The following is a 19,347-nucleotide window of genomic DNA, read 5'->3' as shown; positions in this document are numbered from 1 at the left end:
CGGAGGCGGCGGGTGCGGAGGCCGCGGGACCGTCGGGGTGCGGGGCGGCGGGGCGGGTTCAGAGGCGGCCGCGGTGCCAGTCGAGCGCCTCCACGACCAGCTCGCGGCTCGGCACCGGCCCCGGAGCCTGGCGGATGACGCTGTCACTGAGGTCCTGGTAGTCGAGGTAGTCGCTGTCGGCCTCCTCGCCGGCGATCGGGCCCCGGTGGAACTCGCCCCGTCCCCCCGCCTCGGTGTAGATGACGTCCGGCGCGGCGAACGAGCCCGGCTCGAAGCTGAGCCGGATCAGCGAAGTCACCTGGAGCGCGAGGGGGTTCTCCACCCCGATCACCCTCACCGCGACCGGCGAGCGCTCCTCGTCCACGTGCCGCAGCAGCACCGAGAGCTGCTCGACCATCATCCGGGGCTCGCCGAAGTCGGCGTAGAGGGCGCTGCGCTGGATGAAGAAGGTCGACCTCGGGAGCCTGCTCGCGAAGCTGTCGGCGCGCAGGCCTCGGACCTCGATGATCCGGTCCGCGAGCCTCCGCTGGCTGGCGAGCAGGGTCCGGCCCGTCACCACCTCGCGGTACCGGGGGGTCTGGAGCACCCCGGGGATCACATTGGTGTCGATGATGAGCTGTCGCGCGGCCCACTCCTCCAGACTGGTGAGCCGCAGCATCGAGTCCGGCACGGCCTCGCGGTAGGCGGCGCGGGAGCGGGTCAGGACCGAGCCGGCCCGCCCCTCCGCCGAGGCGTCGTGGGCGAGTTGGAGCAGTTGTCCGCGCCTGGGCCCGGGCCGCACCCCGAGGGCGTCCAGGAGGACTTCGACCATGGCCGGCTTGTCGATCCGCATCTCGCCGTTCTCCATCCGGCTGTAGACCGAGGCGGAGACGTTGATCCTGGTCCTCGCCAGCACCTGGCGCTGGGTCAGGGGGCCGCGCTCGATCTTCAGCTCCGCGCCCAGGAGCAGGGCGGGAACCCCCCAGGATCCCGGTGGGTCGGGCGCGGGCCGCCCGAACGGGACTGCACGGTCCTCCATGGCCAAAGGGCCCCCCTTGGGCACGATCTCGAAGCTCACCCCGAACGGTCGGGTTCAGCTTCACACAAGGGGGGCGCCGTCGTCACGCCGGACCGCTGGACCCGGGTGCCGGTGCTACGGACTCAAACCGCCAGGTGGTCGAATTCGCCGTCCTTCACGCCATTCAGGAGTGCCGCGATCTCGGGCGCGGTGAGGACCAGGGCCGGACCGCTCGGGAAGCGGCTGTTGCGCAGGGCCACCTGGCCGTCGTCCAGTTTCCGCAGCTCCACGCAAGCGCCGGTGCCCTGGCTGGCCCGGGCCTTCTGCCAGCCGCCCGTCGCCTCGATGACGTCGGCCGGCATGCCGTTGAAGTAGTCGATCACGATCAGCCATCTCCACTGTCCGATGGGCGCCCGCTCCTCCGATCTTCGTACGCACGGAGAAGTGCCCTGGTGGGACTCCTGCGCAATCCCGTGCGGGATTGCGCAGGCCGGGCGACTTGAATCATTCACCTCGACAATCGAACAGCGCCACTCCCTAATAGGGTGAATACGGATCGCTTATGCATATCTATGGTCAGCGGCTGATAGCACTTTCGGACGGACCCTGCCCGCTACTGCCCGGCCGGACCGTAGACGGTGTTCAGGACACCGCTGGCGAAGGCCGTACTGCTCAGGAGCGTCAACCGGATCGGGGCGACGCCCTCCTCGAACAGGCGGATGCCGCGCCCGACCGCGATCGGGTGGACGAGCAGGTGCAGCTCGTCGACCAGCCCGGCCGCCAGCAGCGCCCGCACCACCGAGATCGAACCCGACATCCCGATCGGGCCGCCCTCCTCCCGCTTCAACGCGGCGACGCCCTCGACCAGACCTCCCTGCAGCTGCTCGGAGTTGCGCCAGGTCAGCTCCAGCCGCGAGCGGGAGACGACGACCTTGCGCGCGTCCCCGAGCGCCTTCGCCATCCCGCCCTCCTCGCCGCCCGCGCCCTCACGGGTCGGCCAGACCTCGGCGAAGGAGTCGTAGGTGGCACGGCCGAGCAGCACGGTGTCCGCCTCCGCCAGCCGGGCTCCGACCGCCGCGCCCATCTCCGCGTCGAAGTAGGGGAAGTGCCACTGCTCCGGGCTCTCCACCACGCCGTCGGCGGCGATGAACAGACCTGCGGTGAGCTTTCGCATCAGGATCTCCCTGTGTCTCGGGTGCTTGAGTGCTTGGGTGCTTGGGGGTGCTGCTTGCTTTCACAGGGTCAGACCGGTCGGCGGGCCGAAACTCATCGCTCCCGGCGGAACGCCCACCCACCGGATGTCGGGAGAACAGCCGGCGGAGTCGGCCACCCGGTCCGCGCGGGGCGGCGGCCCCGGACACGTGCCGCCCCGGGGCCGCGTCGTTGACAGTGCCGCGGCGGCCTCCTAGCGTGGCGCGCGCGATTACCCACGAGTAGGGACTGTTGATGGCCGCAGTGCGCCCGTACGACCTCGTCCTGTTCGGCGCCACCGGGTTCACCGGCCGGCTCACCGCCGAGTACCTGGCCCGGGCCGCGCCCGAGGGCTGCCGCTGGGCGCTCGCCGGCCGGAACGCGGACCGGCTCGCCGCCGTCCGTGCCGGACTGGCCGCGATCGATCCGCGCTGCGCCGAGCTGCCGCTGCTGGTCGCCGACGCCGGGGACCGCGAGGCCCTGCGCGAGGTGGCCGCCTCGGCCCGGGTGGTGGCGTCCACCGTCGGCCCCTATCTACGCCACGGCGAGCCACTGGTGGCCGCCTGCGCGGACAGCGGGACCGACTACGTGGACCTCACCGGCGAGCCGGAGTTCGTCGACCGAATGTACCTGCGCCACCACGAACGGGCGGTGGCCACCGGCGCGCGGCTGGTCCACGCCTGCGGCTTCGACTCGGTGCCGCACGACCTCGGCGTGCTGTTCACCGTCGAGGAGCTGCTGCGCCGCGGCGCGACGCCGGAGCGGATCTCGATCGAGGGCTTCGTCCGCGTCGCCGGCGCCGTCTCCGGCGGCACCCTGGCCTCGGCGATGACCGCCTTCTCCAGGCCGCGCGCGATGGCGCGGGCCGCCCGGGAGCGCCGCGCGGCCGAGCCCCGGCCCCTGGGGCGGCGCGTGCGCACCCCGGCCGGCCGTCCGCACCGGTCCCGGGCGGCCCGGGCCTGGGCGCTGCCGCTCCCCACCATCGACCCGCAGGTGGTGGGGCGCTCGGCCGCCGCACTGGACGCCTACGGCCCGGACTTCGGCTACACCCACTACGCCGCGGTGCGGCGGCTGCCGGTCGCGGTCGGCGGCGTCCTCGCGGTCACGGCGATCGCCCTCGCCGCCCAACTGCGGCCGCTGCGCCGCGCGCTGGAGCGGCTGCGCGGGCCCGGCGAGGGACCGGGCGCGCAGCGGCGGGCCGGGTCCTGGTTCACCGTCCGGTTCGTGGCCCGGACGGACGGCGGCCGGCCGCTGGTCACCGAGGTGTCCGGGGGCGATCCCGGCTACCAGGAGACCGCGGTCATGCTCGCCGAGTCCGCGCTCTGCCTCGCCTACGACGACCTGCCGCCCACGGCCGGACAGCTGACCACGGCCGTGGCGATGGGGCGTCCGCTGATCGACCGGCTGGCCGCGGCCGGCATCTCCTTCCGGGTCCTGGACGCCCCGCCGACGGGCGCCCCCGGCCGCTGAGGGCCGCCGGGGGGCGCCCCCGGTCTCACTTGGGGCTGAGGAGGCAGAACTCGTTGCCCTCCGGGTCGGCCAGCACCGTCCACGAGATGGCGGACCGGTCCAACCCCGGATCGGTGGCTCCCAGGGCGCGCAGCCGGGCCGCCTCCACCTCCAGGTCGTCCCCCGGGTAGGGGCGGATGTCGAGGTGGACGCGGTTCCACCCGTTCTTGGCGTCGGGGGTGCGGACGAACTCCAGGTACGGGCCGACGCCCTGGGCGGAACGCATGGTCGCGTGGTCGTCGGCGACCTCGTGCACCGTCCAGTCCATCGCCTCGCCCCAGAAGCGGGCCATCTCGCGCGGGTCGGCGCAGTCGACCACCACCGCCGCGACCGGCCCGGTGTCCCCGTAGACCGGGCGGGGCTCCAGGACGCAGAACTCGTTGCCCTCCGGGTCCGCCATGACCGTCCAGGGGACGTCGCCCTGGCCCACGTCGGCGAGCGTCGCGCCGAGGCCCTCCAGGCGTGCGACCAGCTCCGCCTGGTGGGCGGCCGAGGTGGTGGCCAGATCGAGGTGCACCCGGTTCTTCCCGGTCTTGGGCTCCGGACGGGCCACGAGGTCGATGAAGATCGCCGACGGGTCCGGGTAGGGGAGCCCGACGGGTTCGAGGTTGGTCACCCCGGGGCCCTCGCTGTCGATCCCCCAGCCGAGCACCTCCGCCCAGAACCGGCCCAGCGCGGAGTCGTCCTGGGCCTTCATGTTGATCTGCACAAGTCGCGTCGCCATGATCAACATCATAGGAGCGGCCCCCGGATGCGTCGACGGCGATTCCGAGCGGCACCGGGGCCGGGGCCGCACGCATCCTGCGCCGAAGCGGACAAAGTAGGATGACTCAACCTTCGTGCTACGCGCGAAGACTTCCACAAATATTCAACAATGCCCGATTGATCCTCCCGCTTCACATGCACGGAGCCACCCTCATGGACAACCCGTCCACCGCCGAGACCGACGGCGCGATGGAGACCCGCGGTATCGAACCCGTCCCGGACCACGAGCGCCGGGGCAGAGTCCGCGAGCTCTTCCCGACCTGGGTCGCGGCGAACATCAGTGTCCTGCTGCTCACCATGGGCGCGGCCCTGGTGGTGTTCAACCAGCTGAACTTCTGGCAGGTCCTGATCGTCGCCGCGTGCGCCGCGCTCGCCTCCTTCGGCATGGTCGGGCTGCTCTCGGTCTCCGGGAAGTGGGGCGGGGCCCCGGGTGCCACGCTCTCCCGGGCCACCTTCGGGGTGCGGGGCAACCTCTTCCCGGGCGCGATCCTCTGGGTCGCCCGGTTCGGCTGGGAGACGATCAACGCCGTCACCGGCGCCTACGCGGTGCTGACCGTACTCGACCTGCTCCTCGGCGTCAGGAGCAACACCGCGCTGATCGTCGTCACGCTCTTCGTCTTCGTCGCCTGCACCTTCCTGGTCTCCGGCCTGGGCCGGAAGGCGCTGAACGTCTGCAACACCTGGTCGACCTACCTCTTCGGCGTCTTCAGCGTCCTGGTGCTCGGCTATCTGGTCGCCACCATGGACTGGAGCGCGGTCTTCGCCAAGCCCGCGGGCACCACCGCGATGATGGTCGCCGGCATCGGGACCATCGCCGCCGGCGGCATCAGCTGGGTCCCGACCGGCCCCGACTTCGCCCGCTACCTGCCGCACTCCGCCTCCGGCCGGAAGATCGTCGGCGTGACGGTCTCCGGCGCCGGCCTGGTGATGGTGCCGATGGTGCTGATGGGCGCCGTGATGGCGGTGGCCTCCCCCGGCCTGGCCGAGGCCGCGGACCCGGTCTCCTTCCTCGGCGACCTGCTGCCGACCTGGCTGGCCGTGCCGTACCTGCTGACCGCGATCGTGGGAATGCTGCTGATCAACAGCCTCTCCATGTACTCGGCCGGCTTCACCGCCCAGACCATGGGCGTCAAGCTGCCACGCGCCATGGCCGTCAGCATCAACGCCGTGATCTCGCTGGTCGGCGGCCTGCTGCTGATGCTGGTCGCCACGAGCTTCCTGGGCTCCTTCATCACCTTCCTGATCCTGCTCGCCGTCTCCTTCTCGGCCTGGATCGGCGTCTACGCGGTGGACATGTTCCGCCGCCGCTCGCGCGCGGTGCGCTACGACGCCGCCGCGCTGATGGACACCGGCCGGAGCAGCCGGTACTGGTACGTCGGCGGCTTCTGCTGGCAGGCGATGGTGTCGTGGGTGCTCGCGCTGCTGGTCGGGCTGGCCTTCACCAGGTGCGACTGGTTCGCCGGCCCGCTGTCCGACACTCCCGTCGGCCGGTACGGGCTCGCCTGGGCGGCGACCATCGTGGTCTCCGGCGCGATCATGGCCGCCCTGCCCGTCCCCCGGGAGAACACTCCCGCCGGCACGGTGGCGGAGGAGCGGCCCGAACGGGTCACCGTCTGATCCCCGGCTCCCGCAGCCCCTGAGCCCTTCGGCTCCGATCGCCCCGGCCGCTTCGGCCGGGGCGATCCTGTTCCACCGGACGTCCCGGCGGCGGGACCGCGACGCCCGCTCAGCCGTCGTCGAGCAGCGCGGCCAGGTACCGCGCCGTCTCGCCGCGCAGCTCCTCCGGCGTGGGCACGCGGTCGTGGCCGCTCCCGGCCGTCGAGTTGAACAGCACCCCGTCGCACCAGCGGATCAGCCGGCGGGCGTCGGCCGCGGCGTCGGTGGAGCCGCACCGTGCCAGGAGGGCGGTGGCGAGGTCGGTGAATCGGGCGCCCAGCCGGTCGTAGCCGGCGCGCAGTTCGGGCCGGCGGGTGGCCTCCAGGGCGAGTTCGAGCCGGGCCAGGGTGAGCGTGCGACCGCCCGTGAGCGCCCGGTGCAGCAGGTCCGCCCCACCCTGGACCAGCAGTTCCCTGGCCGCGGGGCCGTCGGGGAGCACGCCGGCCGTGACCGGACTCCCCTCGGTCTCCCGTTCGACGATGCGGGCGAGGGCGAGGTCCAGCAGGGCGGCCCTGGTCCGGGCGAGGTTGGAGGTCGAGCCGGCGGGCAGTGCCGCCTCCTCGTCCACGGCGCGGTGGGTCAGCCCGCGCAGGCCGCGTTCGGCGATCAGGGCGATGGCGGCGTCGGCGATCAGTGTCGGGCGGTGCGGCGTCATGGACCCGATCATGGCCTCTCCCTCGGGCTGCCCCGACCAGGGGCCTCGAATGCTCTCACTACAAGAGTAGTCCACCCTCACTACAGGTGTAGTACGGTACTGCCCAGAGGTCACTACAGTCGTAGTGACGGGGAGAAGGGCCCACCATGTCCACCACCTTCACCACGGACGCGCACCGGGCGATCGTCATCGGCGGCGGGATCGGCGGGCTCGCGGCCGCCCTCGCCCTGCACCGGCAGGGCATCCCGGTCACCGTCCACGAGCGCGCCGCCTCGCTCGAACCCGTCGGGGCCGGACTGGCCCTCGCACCCAACGCCCTGCGCGCCCTCGACCGGCTCGGCGTCGGCGAACGCCTGCGCGCCCTGGCCGCCCCGCATCCGGCGGTCGGCCTGCGCCACCCGTCCGGCCGCCGGCTCGCCCGCATCGACACGGCGACCTTCGAGGCCCGCTTCGGCGACACCATCGCCGCCGTCGCCCGCGCCGAGGTCATCGCCGCGCTGGTCGAGGCCCTCCCCCGGGGCGCCGTCCGCACCGACTCGCCGGCCACCCTCGTCTCCCCGGGGAACGACACCGAGCCCGCCGTCGTCCGCACCGGCGACGGGGACCGGCCCGCCGCCCTGGTCGTCGCCGCCGACGGCATCCGGTCCGCGACCCGCGACCTGCTCTTCCCCGGACACCCGGGCCCCCGCTACAGCGGTTTCACCAGTTGGCGCACCATCGTGACCCCCGCCCGCCGACCGGAGGCCGTCGGCGAGGTCTGGGGGCGCGGCCAGCTCGCCGGCATCGTCCCGCTCGCCGACGGCCGGGTCTACGTGTACGCCGCGGCACTCGCCCCGGCCGGCGCCCGCGCGGCCGACGGCGACGAGAAGGCCGAACTCCTGCGCCGGTTCGGCACCTGGTGCGCGCCCGTGCCCGAACTCCTCGCGCTCGCCGACCCCGAGCGCGTCCTGCGCCACGACGTCCGGGACCTCGCCGACCCCCTGCCGGCCCACCACTTCGGCCGGGTCGCCCTGCTCGGCGACGCCGCCCACGCGATGTGCCCGTTCCAGGGCCAGGGCGCCTGCCAGGCGATCGAGGACGCCGTCGTCCTCGCCGCCCCGCTCACCCCGTCCACGGACCCGGCCGCCGCCCTCCCCGCCTACACCGCCGCGCGCCTGCCGCGCACCACCGGCATCGTCGCCGGCTCCCGGCGCGTCGGCGACCTCGTCGCCCTCCGGACCCCGGCCGCCGTCCTCCTGCGCGACACCGCCCTCGCCCTCGCCGGCCTGCTGCCCGCCCGCATCCTGCTCGGCCGCTCGGGCCAGACGTACGACTGGCAGCCCCCGGCCCTCGGTGCATCGGCCCCGGTGCGCCGAGGGCGCTGAGTGCGACGGGCTCCCGCCCGGCGCGCTCGTCTTGTAGCCCGGTGTACGCGCCGCTACGCTGCCACGCGTGAAGCAACTGAACCTGCGCATCGACGAGGAAACCCACGAGGCCCTGGAGCAGCGGGCGGAGGCGGCCGGAATGAGCCTGCCGGACTACGCCCGCAAGGTCCTGGCGGAGGAGGCCGACGAACGGCGCGAGCGGTTCCTGACCGCCGCCGCGCACTTCTCCCAGGTGTGGGCGCCGGCGTTCGAGGCCGAGTTCGGCCCCTACCCGCAGGGCGGGGCCGGGCACCGGTCCGGGACGGCGGACGCGGCGTGATCCTGCGTGTCGACCGCACCTGGCTGCTGGAGGTCGCCCAGCAGTTCCTGCGTGCCGATCCCGATGTCACGGACTACGGCACCCTCGCCGCGGCGGTGGCCCGCCACGTCGACGAGGTGATGGACGTGGCGGTGTACGGCGGCGTGCACCAGCGCGCGGCCGCCCTCATGCACCAGCTCATCCGCGTCCCGGCACTGGAGTTCGCCAACGAGCACTTCGCGGCCGTCGTCGCCGCGTCCTACCTCAGCGCCTCCGGGGTCATCGTGACCGCCGAGCCCAAGGCCGCCGTCGAACTGGCCGCGCGGATCCGGGACGGCCGGGCCGACGTCCGCGAGACCGCCACCGCCATCCGCGCCTGGTACCGCTGAACCCGGCCCGGCCTCCGGGCGGCCGCGGCGTGCGGCACAGGCGTGATGCGACGGATCACGGCTCGACGCGGGCCCCCGCCACGGTACCCAGGTCGACCAGTTGCGCCCTGCCGTTGCCCACCGACCAGTTGTCGATGGAGTTCTCGACGAGCGTGACGAACACGTCCTCGGACCGCACGCCGGCGTCGGTCAGATTGGCGGCGATCTGTCGGTACAGCTCGAGCTTGAGTTCCCGAGGCCGACCCGCCACCAGGGTGATCTGGACGCAGACGACGTCCCGGCGCGCGATGTCGAGGTAGTTCGGGTCGAAGACCAGCTCTTCGGGATCGTGCGGGGTGACGACTTGGAAGCGGTCACCGGCCGGGATGCCGATGGCGTCGACGAGGGCCCGGTGCACGCCGTCAGCGATGGCACGTCGGACGGCGGGTGGCCGGGTGGCGGACAGGTCGATGCGGACCAGAGGCATGGGAACGCTCGCTTTCCGGAAGACCCAGGTAGAGTGTTCGATGAGAATCGACCATACCAGTGTATGGCGATCGTCGAACACTCTGCAGAGGATCAACCGTGTCCGCCCGCACCCGCAGCCTCACCCACGTCCATCCGAGCGAGGTGTCGCTCCAGCACGCGCTCGACGCGGTCGGCGACCCCGTGCGGCGCGCCATTCTCAGGGAGTTGGCCGGCAGTGCCGACTGGACCCGCGCCTGCGGCACGTTCGAGCTTCCGGTGACCAAGGCGACGCGCAGCCACCACTTCGCCGTCCTGCGGGCCACCGGCCTCATCGAGCAGCGCGACGAGGGGCCGCGCCGGCTCAACCGGCTCCGCCGCCCCGAGTTCGACCGGCGGTTCCCCGGCCTCCTCGATCTGGTCCTGGCCGAGCCCGCAACGGACGAGTGCGGTCCCGCGTAGGTTCGCGTCTGAAATGAATCGCAGTCGACGGGACGACTCGTTCCGGGCACCCCGGGCCGAGGGCGCCCTCCACCCCCGATCGGTCCCGGCCGTCCGCTGTCTGTCGGATCGTCACATCGGTTGCTACAGTCCCTGCTTGCAATAACAGCGCGCGTGCCGTTTCCCGCACCATCCATCAAGGAGAGTGGAGAACAGCCATGGGTTCGCTTCCTCGCCGCATCGCCGCCGTGACCCTCGCCACCGCGGCCCTGCTGGGCGCCGCGGGTACCGCGGCCACCGCGTCGGCCACCACCATCAGGTACTTCAAGGCCTACGGCGTCAATCCGTCCACCGCCGCCACCCGGGCGTGGTCCGCCGCGCACGCGGCGGGCTACACCGACGACCAGTGCAGCGCCGAGAACGAGGTGATCTCCCCCGGCTACTGGCAGGTCATCGTCACCTGCGTGAGCTGACCGGGCACCGAGCGCCCCGCCCCGGCGCGCGTCGGCCGACCACCGCCGGGCGGGGCGGGCCTGCCGCAGGACGGTGGCGGCCGCGCAACCGCTACCGGTGATGGACGAAGCGGTAGGTGGCACGGTCGAGTTCGGTGACCTCGACCCCGATCGCGGCGGGCACGGTGACGCGGGACTCCAGCACCGCGAGCACCCGGGCGGTCAACTCCGCGCGCTGCTCCGCACTGCGGCCGGCCAGGATCTTGATCTCCACCAGTACCACCGCCTCCCCCGTCGTGCCGTCGCCCACCACGTACCGCTCGGCCGGGCGGAAGACGGTCTTGCAGTCCGGCACGGAGGTGTCGATCACCTCGGTGATCGCCCGGTGCACCTCCTCGGCGAGAGCGGCACGGTCGAAGTCGAGACCGGCCGAGTGGTCGACCAGGATCTGCGGCAAGGAAACCTCCGGAGACAGGGCCCGCCGGGACCCGGCGGGCGGTGTCCGCGACGCTACCGCTCCACTCCCGACACCCCTGCGGCGACCACCCCCGGCCGGTGTGACGACGGGTGCCGTCCACCGTCGCGCGGGAATTTCCGCCATCAGCGATCAGCGGACCGCAAGCCCGCCCCGCCCCGCCCCGGGGTGGCAGGGTGTCGGCCATGACTCGGGAATTCAGTGGTGACGTCGCCGGCTACTACGCGAAGTACCGCCGCGGCTACCCGCCGCGGGCCGTCGACGCACTGCAGGAGACCTTCGGACTCGCCACGGACGACGTGGTCCTGGACCTCGGCTGCGGCACCGGCCAGCTCGCCCTGCCCCTGGCCGACAGGGTCCGGTCCGTCATCGGCATGGACCCGGAACCCGACATGCTCCGCCTCGCGGGCGACGCGGCGGCCGAGCAGGGCATCGGCAACGCCACCTGGATACTCGGCGGCGACCGGGACGTCCCCGCCCTCCAGTCCCTGCTCGGCCGGGGCTCGTTGGCGATGGCCGTGATCGGCAACGCGATCCACTGGATGCGGCACGAGGAGCTGTTCGCCGCACTCGTCCCGCTCCTGCGGCCCGGCGGCGGGATCGCCGTCGTGGCCAACGGCACCCCGCTCTGGCTCCAGGAGAACAACTGGTCACCAGCTCTCCGGACAGGTCTGGAACGCTACTTCGGCATCAGCCTGGCGACATCGTGCGGCACCCTGTCCCGGGACCGCGACCAGTACCGGCGGGCCTTGCGCGCGGCCGGTCTCACCGAGGTCCGGGAGACCGCCGTCGACTACACCGACGAACTCACGCTGGAGCAACTCGTCGGCGGCGTCTGCTCCGCCGTCCCCGCCGACCGACTGCCCGCACCCGCGGACCGCCCCGCGTTCACGGAGTACATCCGGCAGTGCCTGCCCGCCGGTCAGGACACGTTCACCGAGGAGGTGCGGGTCGCGATCCTCACCGGCCGCGCCTGACGGGCCGGGCGGCGCACGGCACCGGCCGCCCGGCCCCGGGGAGGGGTCGGGCGGCCGGTGGTGTCCCGGGGCCCGTTCCCCGGCCGCCTGCCGGGGAAAGGGTGGACCCGCGCGGCCCGGGTCACGGGGCCGCCGTCGGGGGGCCGGGGGTCAGTAGCGGGAAGTGACGGTCACTCCGCTGAAGCCCTCCTCCGCGAGGAGGCTGAAGTAGACGTAGCCGGTCGGGGGGTTGGTGATGGTCAGGCTCTCGGTGTTGCCCGCCTTGGCCGAGCGGGTGACGTAGCTGTTCCTGGTCGCCCAGCTGCCCCAGTCGTAGTAGAGGTCGGCGTTGCCGGTGCCGCCGCTGGTGCTGACGGTGATGTTCTGCGTGCCGGCCGGCACGTAGAGGTAGAAGTGGGCGTAGTTCCCGGTGGTCGCGGAGACGTTGCCGCGCGCGCAGTCGCGGCCGAGGACGCGGACGTCGGGGTCGGCGCACTCGCTCGCGGTGGTGATCACCAGGCTGCGGCTCGTGGTGGCCTTGGCACCCTTGTCGTCGACGACGGTCAGGGTGACGGTGTAGGTACCCGGGCTCTGGTAGCTCTTGTAGGGGTTGGCGGCGGTGGAACCGGTGCCGTCGCCGAAGCTCCAGGTCCGGCTCACGACGGTGCCGTCCGGGTCGGTGGACAGGTCGGTCAGGTTGACGCCGCGTCCGTTGACCGAGGCGGTGAAGGCCGCGGTGGGGGCCCGGTTGCCGGGCGGGGTGGTGCCGGCGCAGGCGCCGGCGGCGCAGGCGGTGAGCCAGGTGTCGAAGTCGGCGTCGTAGCGGGTGCCGACGGTGGTCTTGAGGACGGTGCGGGCGCCGTTCCAGTCACCGGTGCGGTACTTGGCGAGCACGGCGTCGACGTCGGTGCGGTGCTGCTCCAGCATGTAGCGCACGGCGAGGTAGCCCCAGCGGTAGGTGCGCTCGGTGTTGGTGTTCTCGTAGGTGGTGTCGAACAGGGTGGAGAGCTTGTAGGTGTGCAGGCCCGCCGCGGTGATCGCCGCGGCGTAGTCGACCTTGCGGTAGGAGTAGGAGACGTACTCGGCGAAGCCCTCGATCCACCAGATGGTGGGGGTGGTCACGCCGGCGTCGAAGTCGCCGTACATGTCGAAGCGGCCGTCGAGGTAGTGGGTGTACTCGTGGTTGAGGTTCCACACCTCGAACGCGGGCTTGGCGCCGGGCGCCTCGTAGGCGAGGAAGCGCGGCTGGTTGCCGGCCGTGCCGGGCTTGCCCTCGAGGTACATGCCGCCGTTGTCGGTGCTGATGCCGTAGATGGAGGCGGCGAACACCTGGTAGTCGAAGGGGCTGTCGAAGACGACGACCTCGATGGTGGTGTTCCGGTCGTCCGCGACCGGGCCGCCGTCCTTGGCGACCGTGTGGAAGTAGGCGTCCTGGGAGGTGAGGCTGCGGCAGGCGGCGTCGAGGTTGTCGGAGGTCGCCTGCTGGGCGATGATCCGGATGCTCGACGAGCAGGTGTACGTGGTGGCCAGGAGGCCGGAGCGCAGGCGCGCGGCCGCGTCGGTGGTTCCGTAGTAGGCGCTGTTCGCGGCGTCGTACTCGGTGGCCATCTCCGCGACGGCGGCCCACTGGTAGGCCGTCCGTCCGCTCGGGGAGCTCTGCTGGGCCAGGCCCTTGAGCAGCGGGCGGACCTTGGGCTGCAGCGCGGTGTACTGGACGAAGCGGCCGAGTTCACGGGCCGCGTTGTAGGGCAGGTAGCCGAAGTCGGTGCCGTAGAGGGAACCGTTGGCGGCGGCGAAGTTGTAGAGGGTGTCGAGCAGCGACGGGTCGGCGGCGACGGCGGCCTGGAAGTTCGCCAGCTGGTGGCCGCGGAACAGCACGCTGAAGACGTTGTTCACCGCTCCGGCCATGCCCTTGACGCCGTTGTGGGTGGCGGGGCTGTAGTCGGCCAGCAGCCGCTTCACCACCGGCAGGTAGCGGCTGTTCTCCTGCGCGCTGTCGATCAGGGTGACCGTCTCGCCGAGGATCGCGGCGTTGGCGGCGGTCAGGTCGCGCGAACGGGCGCTGTTGAAGAAGGAGTCCAGCGCGCCGCGGATCGAGGTCTGCAGGGCGGTGCCGTAGGTGCCGACGTCGGACGCGTGGTACCACTGCACGAAGTAGCCGGCCCGCAGGAAGAGCACCAACTGCGCGACGGAGGTGCTGTTGTCGCCCGGGTAGACGGACGCCGAGGAGCGCAGCGCGTCGGCGACGCTCACCATCTGGGCCTCGCGGAACGCCCAGTGGGCGTCGTTGCCGGTGAGGTTGAACAGCTGGTTGACGCAGTCGCCGGTGGCGGCCTTGACCTGCTGGACCAGGGCGTCACCGGTGCGGGAGGTGAAGTCCGAGACGTTGCAGGCGGCTTCGGCGGCTCCGGTGGTCGAGGGCGCGGCGCTGCCGAGGGACTTCGCGGCGGTCCCGGCGGACGGGGCCCGGCCGGTGGTGCTGGTGTTCAGGCCGAGGGACTGGGCGGAAGCCACCGCGTCCAGCGGAGCGTTGAAGGGTGCCCGGTTCCTGGCCGGGACGGGCGTGCCCCGGTCGGCCTCCCCGGTGTAGGGGGAGGTTCCGGCGGCGGGCTGCGGGGCCTGGGTGCCGGTGCCGACCGGGGCCGTGGGGGTGGCCGACGGGGCGGCGTGGCTGCCGGGGGCGAATACGGCGAGCACGGTGCACAGCGCCAGAACGAGGGTCAAAAGCCTTGCCAGTTGCGGCAGGCCGGGTATGCGGGCGGATCTCAAGTGGGGGCCTCCGAGCTGTACCCGGGCGTCGTGGGGTCACGACCGGGCATGGGTGGGGGACCGTCGAAGGGCAGGCCGCGGGGATCGGCACACCATCGGTGCGGTGAAGTGTGGCATGTACAATTGCATACTTCACATTGCGGTGGAAGGCGTTGAACGGAACCAAGTCCGCGATTTCCGGCGCACCGTGACGCCGGGCCGGGCCCGTCTCCGCGAGCGCCACCGCTGGGCACTCGAAGGCATGTGTACGGCTTTCCCGAGTGCGACCGACGGACCACGAAAAGTACTCGCGCCCCGTCCCGGCCCGTGGACGCTCCCCCGCTGCCAGCCTGTCCGCACCCCACCGCCCGGCGGGCCGACGGGCCGACGGGCCGACGGGAGGAAACGGAACGAGAATGGGGCAAGGCCGCTGATTCCCCGGGAGCGGGAGGCACCCGTGAAGGATCTCGAGTTCACCCAGAAGCGCACCCTGTCGCGGGCCGAGGCCGCCGATCAGCTGGAGGCACTCGCGGCCGCGCTCAGGCGCGGCGGCCAGGCCGAGCTGGAACTCGGACCGGGAAGGCTGACCCTGCGGATCCCCGACGAACTCTCCACCGAGATCGAGGTCGAGCTGGAGGACGGCAAGGTCGAGCTGGAGATCGAACTCGCCTGGCACACCGGATCGCCCGGCCACTGACGAGGAGGCCCGGCCGCAGGGGGCGTTCACCGAGGGGGGTGAGCACCCGGCCCTCGGGGAGAGCGGGGCCGGCCGGAACGACCGGCCCCGCGGGGACGGGCGTCAGTAGACCAGGATGTCCCAGTGGCTGCCCTCGTTGCAGTAGAGGTTGCCGGAGGCGGCCTTCCACTGCGGGTAGCCGTCGCCGCGCAGGCCGATGTAGGTGAAGCTGTTCTGGATGTAGCCGTCGATGCAGGAGTTGCGGGAGATGTCGACCTTGTAGCCGTTGTAGTGGCTGTAGGTACCGGAGGCGTGGCCCACCTCGGTACCGCCGGTGATGTTGATGGCGCAACCGCTGGACTGCTTGAGGGTGATGATCGTGCTCACCGTGCCCGAGTTGATCTGCTCGAACGAGGTGCAGGTGGGGTCGGAGCGGGTGGTGCAGCCGCCACTGGAGCTCCAGGTGATGCCGGCGCTCCGGAACTGACTGGCCGCCGTCGCCTGCGACAGCTTGGTACCGCTGGCGCCGGCCGTGGGCGCCGAGACGGCGAGGCCGGCCAGGGCCAGGGCGACGACGGTGGCTGCGGCGCCTGCCTTGATCGGCTTGAGCGGATTGATCAGCTTGACCGGATCGATCGACTTGATCAGCTTCATCGGCTTCTCCAGGTGAGGATGTGGTGGACCTCGGACTCGCCCGTGAACGCCGCACCAGGATGGCCCACCGTCGGTCTATGCGGGTAGATGTCGGTTTGTGAATTTCGCGTGACGGCCGTACGTCGTACCGGCCCGGCGCGGGTTCCGGACCAGGTCGGCCACCCGGACAGGGGCGGGCCTTGGACGAGGGCGGGCCCCGGACAGGCACGGGCCCCCCGGACAGGCGCGGGACCGGCGGCGCGGATAATGGCCGGGTCGCGGGCCCGCCGGGCCGGCGGCGGCACCGGAACGACGGAAAGGCGGCGGACGGATGACCCTGGAGGAAGGCCGGCGGGTCCGGTTGGCGGCGGACCTCGGGATCGGCGAGGCGTTCGCCGGGGAGCCCGGGGCCGCGGTCGGGTTCCTCGCGCTGGGCGCCGGTATCGAGGGCACCGTCGAGCGGGTGGACGGGGAACTCCCGGAGAGCCACGAAGTCCGCGAGTACCAGCGGCTGAAGGCGCTGTTCGACGACTACGGGCACACCATGCCGACGGGCAGCCGGGAGCGGCTGGAGGCGGAGATCGCCGCGCTGGAACCGGAGTGGACCGCCCACCGCGAGCGGGGGAAGCGGGTGACGGTCCGGGTCCGCTGGGACAACGGCCTCGTCCTCGACGGAGCGCACCAGGAGGTGCTCACGCTCCTGTGAGGCGGTCGGCCGGTGAGCCGGTCGGCCGGTCAGCCCGCGAGGGTCGCCCGCAGCCGCTTCTTGTCCGGCTTGCCCGCGGAGGTGAGCGGGATCTCGGGCACCAGGTGCAGCGCGTCCGGCGCGTAGACACGGCCCTTGCCGGTGGTGACGAAGGCGCGGACGTCCTCCAGTTCCGGTTGCCGCCCGGGCGCGGGGACCACCACGGCGTGGACGTGCTCGGTCTGCTGCGCGTCGCGCACGCCGAGGACGGCGCACTGGGCCACCGCCGGGTGGGTGAGCAGCAGTTCCTCCACCTCGGACGGGTAGACGTGGCCGCCGACCACGATGATCCGGTCCGTGCGCCGGTCGGCCAGGTAGAGGTAGCCGTCCTGGTCGAGGTGGCCGATGTCGCCGGTGTTCAGCCAGCCGTCGCGCAGCACCTCCGCGGTGAGGTCGGGGCGCTTCCAGTACCCCGCCATGAGGGAGTGCGAGCGGACGTGGATCTCGCCCTGCTCCCCGGCCGGGAGCCGGGCGCCGTCGGCGGACCGGATCACCACCTCGACGCCCGGGAGGGGGAGGCCGACGGCGAGCTGTCCGTCGGGCCCGGTCCGGTCGTGGTCGTGCGGGGCGAGGACGGCGATGTTCTGCGCCTCCGACATCCCGTAGCCGCCGGTCAGGATCGGCCCGAACACCTCGATGGCCTCGCGGACGCGGGTCGGGGAGGCGACACAGCCCCCGTAGCTCACGCGGTGCAGGCTGGAGAGGTCGGTGCCGGTGATCGACGGGTGGTCCAGCAGCCGGTGGAGCAGCGGCGGCAGGACCCACAGGTCGGTGATGCGCTCGCGTTCGACGGCGGCCAGCACCTCGCCGGGGTCGAAGGAACGCTGGAGGAACACCGATCCGCCATGATGGAGCGTCAGATCGCTCAGTACGCCCGCGAGATGGGCCAGCGAGGTGGACGCGAGGAAGCGGGGCGCCTTCCCGTCCGGGCCGAAGGGGACGTCGAACGCCCGGCGGTAGGGGCCGTGCAGGCTGAGGATGCCCTTGGGAATGCCGGTGGTGCCGCCGGTGTGGCGGATGCCCAGGTGGTCCTGCGGGCCGATCCGCACGGCCGGGGGCTCGGCCGGACGGTGGGCGGAGGCCGCGATCGCGTCCTCGCCGACCGCGGCGGGGCCCGGGCCCAGGGCGAGCACCGTCGGCACGTCGACCAGGGCGGTCAACTCCGGTGCCTCCGCGTACCGTTCGGCGTCGACGAGGAGGACGACGGTGTCGACACTGGCCACGATTCCGGCGAGCACGGCGGTGCTCATCCCGTCGTAGAGGTTGACCACCCGGGCGCCCGCTACGCCGACGGCGTAGCGGGCGGCGAGCGCCTCGGGGGTGTTCCCGGTGAGCAGGGCGACGGTGTCGCCCCTGGTGACGCCGCGGGCGACGAGCTCGTGGGCGAGGCGGTAGGCGGTGGCGGCGAACTCGCCGGCGGTGAGGGTGGCGCCGTCGGCGGCGGTGACGGCCGGCCGGTCGGGGTCCCGGGCGAGGGACCGCAGGACGAGGGCGGGGGCACTGATGAACTCCGCGTCGCTCATGGCCACTTCTTCCTGGTAGGCAGCAACCATGGGCCCAGGCTAGCCGGGCGCCGGGCGGAACGCCGGAGCGACGCTCGCTCGGTTCCGGTGACCGGGCAGCAGGGCGGGAGGCCGGGGCCGGCCTCGCCCCCCCGGCCCGCGTCAGCCCTTGTCAGCCCTTGTCAGCCCTTGTCAGCCCTTGTCAGCCAGTGTCGGCCGATGCCCCCGCGCCCGGCCGTGCCGTTCCGCTTCCGGGCGGCCCGGCACCGTAAGGTCGGCTCCGAGGAGACCTGGCCGACCGGTCGTCCGGACCGGGGCGCCGGAGGGCGCCGGGCCACGGAAGGAACAACAACACGAAGGGCCGGCACGCCATATGCGACAGCGCAGTCTGCGGGACCTCCAGGTATCGGCCATCGGCCTCGGGTGCATGGGGATGTCCGCCTTCTACGGCACGGCCGACCAGGACGAGGGCGTCGCGACAGTCCGGCGCGCGCTGGACCTCGGCATCACCTTCCTCGACACGGCGCAGGTCTACGGACCGCTCACCAACGAGTCCCTGGTCGGCGAGGCCGTCCGGGGACACCGTGACGAGTACGTGATCGCCACCAAGTTCAACTACCGCATGGACAAGGCCGTTCCGGGCGACATGTCGACCGTGGGCCGCCAGGACGGCTCGGCCGAGCACGTCCGCGCTTCCGTCCACGGTTCACTCGCACGGCTCGGCACCGACCGTATCGACCTGTACTACCAGCACCGGGTCGACCCGACCGTACCCATCGAGGAGACCGTCGGCGCGCTCGGCGAACTGGTCGCCGAGGGGAAGGTGCGGTACATCGGGCTGAGCGAGGCGAGCGGCGAGACCATCCGCCGCGCCCACGCCGTCCACCCGGTCACCGCCGTCCAGAGCGAGTACTCGCTCTGGACGCGGGACGTGGAAGCCGAGGTACTCCCCACGTGCCGGGAGCTCGGAATCGGCTTCGTGCCGTACTCCCCGCTCGGCCGCGGCTTCCTCGCGGGCCGCTTCAGCTCCCCCGACGAGCTCGACAAGGACGACTTCCGCCGCACCAACCCCCGCTTCGCCGAGGCCAATCTGGCCGCCAACCTCCGGCTCGCCGAGAAGGTGAAGGAGATCGCCGCGGAGAAGGACGTCACCCCGGCCCAACTGGCCATCGCCTGGGTCCTGGCCCGCGGCGAGGACCTCGTCCCCATCCCGGGCACCAAGCGCCGCAGCTACCTGGAACAGAACGCGGGCGCGGTCGACGTCGTGCTGACCGCCGCCGACCTGGCCCGCATCGACGCCGAGCTGCCCGAGGTCGAGGGCGAGCGCTACGACGAGGACGGCATGCGCACCGTGAACCGCTGAACGACCGCCACCGACTCGGAACCGCTCAAGAGCCGCGTCCGCCGCGAGGGACGGCAGGCGCACCGCCGGCCTCCGGCCGGGCCGACGC

At 72.6% G+C, this 19,347-nt stretch carries 21 protein-coding genes; 11 read left to right on the top strand and 10 right to left on the bottom strand.

What is annotated here, in order from left to right; translation table 11 throughout:
* Positions 1 to 58: 58 nt before the first annotated feature.
* The 3 genes from SM793_RS17165 to SM793_RS17155 all read right to left on the bottom strand — a co-directional run bounded on the left by SM793_RS17165 (position 59) and on the right by SM793_RS17155 (position 2,171).
* A complete protein-coding gene (locus tag SM793_RS17165) occupies positions 59 to 1,018 on the bottom strand; it encodes a Scr1 family TA system antitoxin-like transcriptional regulator (protein ID WP_320439057.1) in 960 nt (319 codons plus the stop codon).
* A 122-nt stretch (positions 1,019 to 1,140) separates the two neighbouring features.
* Positions 1,141 to 1,383: a DUF397 domain-containing protein gene (locus SM793_RS17160; RefSeq protein ID WP_413815979.1), complete on the bottom strand. Its 243-nt coding sequence runs from the start codon at positions 1,381 to 1,383 to the stop codon at positions 1,141 to 1,143.
* Between the two features lie 227 nt (positions 1,384 to 1,610).
* Entirely contained in the window at positions 1,611 to 2,171 is a 561-nt protein-coding gene (locus tag SM793_RS17155) for a dihydrofolate reductase family protein (protein WP_320439056.1), read from the bottom strand.
* 272 nt (positions 2,172 to 2,443) lie between these two features.
* Between SM793_RS17155 and SM793_RS17150 the strand changes: the two genes are divergently transcribed.
* Positions 2,444 to 3,658 carry a saccharopine dehydrogenase family protein gene (locus SM793_RS17150; protein ID WP_320439055.1) on the top strand — a complete coding sequence of 405 codons (1,215 nt, stop codon included), beginning with the start codon at positions 2,444 to 2,446 and terminating at the stop codon, positions 3,656 to 3,658.
* A gap of 25 nt (positions 3,659 to 3,683) precedes the next feature.
* On the opposite strand, the gene SM793_RS17145 is transcribed toward SM793_RS17150, so the two are convergent.
* Positions 3,684 to 4,421 (bottom strand): VOC family protein, encoded by a 738-nt coding sequence (locus SM793_RS17145; protein WP_320439054.1) that lies wholly within the window; start codon positions 4,419 to 4,421, stop codon positions 3,684 to 3,686.
* 176 nt (positions 4,422 to 4,597) lie between these two features.
* Between SM793_RS17145 and SM793_RS17140 the strand changes: the two genes are divergently transcribed.
* Positions 4,598 to 6,079, top strand: coding sequence for a purine-cytosine permease family protein (locus tag SM793_RS17140; RefSeq protein WP_320439053.1), 1,482 nt, complete (start codon positions 4,598 to 4,600; stop codon positions 6,077 to 6,079).
* A gap of 109 nt (positions 6,080 to 6,188) precedes the next feature.
* Here the strand turns inward: SM793_RS17140 and SM793_RS17135 are convergent, their stop codons facing one another.
* On the bottom strand, positions 6,189 to 6,773 hold the full coding sequence (locus tag SM793_RS17135) for a TetR/AcrR family transcriptional regulator (RefSeq protein WP_320439052.1): 585 nt from the start codon (positions 6,771 to 6,773) through the stop codon (positions 6,189 to 6,191).
* Positions 6,774 to 6,919: 146 nt separating this feature from the next.
* On the opposite strand from SM793_RS17135, the gene SM793_RS17130 reads away from it, so the two are divergent.
* From SM793_RS17130 to SM793_RS17120, 3 genes are all read left to right on the top strand, one after another.
* A complete protein-coding gene (locus SM793_RS17130; protein ID WP_320439051.1) occupies positions 6,920 to 8,137 on the top strand; it encodes an FAD-dependent monooxygenase in 1,218 nt (405 codons plus the stop codon).
* A 67-nt stretch (positions 8,138 to 8,204) separates the two neighbouring features.
* Positions 8,205 to 8,456, top strand: a complete 252-nt coding sequence (locus SM793_RS17125) for a plasmid mobilization protein (protein WP_030397208.1) — start codon at positions 8,205 to 8,207, stop codon at positions 8,454 to 8,456.
* Positions 8,453 to 8,824: a hypothetical protein gene (locus SM793_RS17120; protein WP_045943000.1), complete on the top strand. Its 372-nt coding sequence runs from the start codon at positions 8,453 to 8,455 to the stop codon at positions 8,822 to 8,824. The genes SM793_RS17125 and SM793_RS17120 overlap by 4 nt, the downstream gene beginning before the upstream one ends.
* 55 nt (positions 8,825 to 8,879) lie before the next feature.
* On the opposite strand, the gene SM793_RS17115 is transcribed toward SM793_RS17120, so the two are convergent.
* Positions 8,880 to 9,371: a tautomerase family protein gene (locus SM793_RS17115; RefSeq protein WP_320439050.1), complete on the bottom strand. Its 492-nt coding sequence runs from the start codon at positions 9,369 to 9,371 to the stop codon at positions 8,880 to 8,882.
* Between the two features lie 17 nt (positions 9,372 to 9,388).
* Here SM793_RS17115 and SM793_RS17110 point away from each other — a divergent pair, with 17 nt between their 5' ends.
* The gene (locus tag SM793_RS17110; RefSeq protein ID WP_320439049.1) at positions 9,389 to 9,730 is read left to right on the top strand and encodes a helix-turn-helix domain-containing protein; all 342 of its coding nucleotides are present in this window, start codon (positions 9,389 to 9,391) and stop codon (positions 9,728 to 9,730) included.
* A gap of 197 nt (positions 9,731 to 9,927) precedes the next feature.
* Complete coding sequence (locus tag SM793_RS17105) at positions 9,928 to 10,182, top strand: hypothetical protein (protein ID WP_320439048.1); 255 nt, start codon at positions 9,928 to 9,930, stop codon at positions 10,180 to 10,182.
* A 91-nt stretch (positions 10,183 to 10,273) separates the two neighbouring features.
* Here SM793_RS17105 and SM793_RS17100 read toward each other — a convergent pair whose 3' ends face one another.
* Positions 10,274 to 10,618 carry an isomerase gene (locus SM793_RS17100; protein ID WP_320439047.1) on the bottom strand — a complete coding sequence of 115 codons (345 nt, stop codon included), beginning with the start codon at positions 10,616 to 10,618 and terminating at the stop codon, positions 10,274 to 10,276.
* Positions 10,619 to 10,821: 203 nt separating this feature from the next.
* On the opposite strand from SM793_RS17100, the gene SM793_RS17095 reads away from it, so the two are divergent.
* Positions 10,822 to 11,613, top strand: a complete 792-nt coding sequence (locus SM793_RS17095; protein WP_320439046.1) for a class I SAM-dependent methyltransferase — start codon at positions 10,822 to 10,824, stop codon at positions 11,611 to 11,613.
* Between the two features lie 150 nt (positions 11,614 to 11,763).
* Here the strand turns inward: SM793_RS17095 and SM793_RS17090 are convergent, their stop codons facing one another.
* Complete coding sequence (locus SM793_RS17090) at positions 11,764 to 14,316, bottom strand: collagenase (RefSeq protein WP_320439045.1); 2,553 nt, start codon at positions 14,314 to 14,316, stop codon at positions 11,764 to 11,766.
* Positions 14,317 to 14,797: 481 nt separating this feature from the next.
* Between SM793_RS17090 and SM793_RS17085 the strand changes: the two genes are divergently transcribed.
* On the top strand, positions 14,798 to 15,037 hold the full coding sequence (locus SM793_RS17085) for an amphi-Trp domain-containing protein (protein WP_320439044.1): 240 nt from the start codon (positions 14,798 to 14,800) through the stop codon (positions 15,035 to 15,037).
* A 102-nt stretch (positions 15,038 to 15,139) separates the two neighbouring features.
* Here the strand turns inward: SM793_RS17085 and SM793_RS17080 are convergent, their stop codons facing one another.
* Entirely contained in the window at positions 15,140 to 15,670 is a 531-nt protein-coding gene (locus tag SM793_RS17080) for a hypothetical protein (RefSeq protein WP_320439043.1), read from the bottom strand.
* Positions 15,671 to 15,980: 310 nt separating this feature from the next.
* Between SM793_RS17080 and SM793_RS17075 the strand changes: the two genes are divergently transcribed.
* Entirely contained in the window at positions 15,981 to 16,355 is a 375-nt protein-coding gene (locus SM793_RS17075) for a hypothetical protein (RefSeq protein WP_320439042.1), read from the top strand.
* A gap of 29 nt (positions 16,356 to 16,384) precedes the next feature.
* On the opposite strand, the gene SM793_RS17070 is transcribed toward SM793_RS17075, so the two are convergent.
* Entirely contained in the window at positions 16,385 to 17,947 is a 1,563-nt protein-coding gene (locus SM793_RS17070) for an AMP-binding protein (protein WP_320439041.1), read from the bottom strand.
* Between the two features lie 322 nt (positions 17,948 to 18,269).
* Between SM793_RS17070 and SM793_RS17065 the strand changes: the two genes are divergently transcribed.
* Complete coding sequence (locus SM793_RS17065; RefSeq protein WP_320439040.1) at positions 18,270 to 19,259, top strand: aldo/keto reductase; 990 nt, start codon at positions 18,270 to 18,272, stop codon at positions 19,257 to 19,259.
* The last annotated feature ends 88 nt before the right edge of the window (positions 19,260 to 19,347 follow it).

Origin of the sequence: Kitasatospora purpeofusca, assembly GCF_034043715.1 — a bacterium.
GTDB lineage: Bacteria > Actinomycetota > Actinomycetes > Streptomycetales > Streptomycetaceae > Kitasatospora > Kitasatospora purpeofusca_A.
This window is presented reverse-complemented; position numbering and strand designations above follow the sequence as displayed.

What these genes read in the sequence shown, in the direction of transcription:
- SM793_RS17075 (WP_320439042.1), top strand. Translation starts at nt 15,981, where the DNA reads ATGACCCTGGAGGAAGGCCGGCGGGTCCGGTTGGCGGCGGACCTCGGG.
- SM793_RS17080 (WP_320439043.1), bottom strand. Translation starts at nt 15,670, where the DNA reads ATGAAGCTGATCAAGTCGATCGATCCGGTCAAGCTGATCAATCCGCTC.
- SM793_RS17130 (WP_320439051.1), top strand. Translation starts at nt 6,920, where the DNA reads ATGTCCACCACCTTCACCACGGACGCGCACCGGGCGATCGTCATCGGC.
- SM793_RS17145 (WP_320439054.1), bottom strand. Translation starts at nt 4,421, where the DNA reads ATGGCGACGCGACTTGTGCAGATCAACATGAAGGCCCAGGACGACTCC.
- SM793_RS17065 (WP_320439040.1), top strand. Translation starts at nt 18,270, where the DNA reads ATGCGACAGCGCAGTCTGCGGGACCTCCAGGTATCGGCCATCGGCCTC.
- SM793_RS17135 (WP_320439052.1), bottom strand. Translation starts at nt 6,773, where the DNA reads ATGACGCCGCACCGCCCGACACTGATCGCCGACGCCGCCATCGCCCTG.
- SM793_RS17105 (WP_320439048.1), top strand. Translation starts at nt 9,928, where the DNA reads ATGGGTTCGCTTCCTCGCCGCATCGCCGCCGTGACCCTCGCCACCGCG.
- SM793_RS17095 (WP_320439046.1), top strand. Translation starts at nt 10,822, where the DNA reads ATGACTCGGGAATTCAGTGGTGACGTCGCCGGCTACTACGCGAAGTAC.
- SM793_RS17140 (WP_320439053.1), top strand. Translation starts at nt 4,598, where the DNA reads ATGCACGGAGCCACCCTCATGGACAACCCGTCCACCGCCGAGACCGAC.
- SM793_RS17155 (WP_320439056.1), bottom strand. Translation starts at nt 2,171, where the DNA reads ATGCGAAAGCTCACCGCAGGTCTGTTCATCGCCGCCGACGGCGTGGTG.
- SM793_RS17070 (WP_320439041.1), bottom strand. Translation starts at nt 17,947, where the DNA reads ATGGTTGCTGCCTACCAGGAAGAAGTGGCCATGAGCGACGCGGAGTTC.
- SM793_RS17150 (WP_320439055.1), top strand. Translation starts at nt 2,444, where the DNA reads ATGGCCGCAGTGCGCCCGTACGACCTCGTCCTGTTCGGCGCCACCGGG.
- SM793_RS17165 (WP_320439057.1), bottom strand. Translation starts at nt 1,018, where the DNA reads ATGGAGGACCGTGCAGTCCCGTTCGGGCGGCCCGCGCCCGACCCACCG.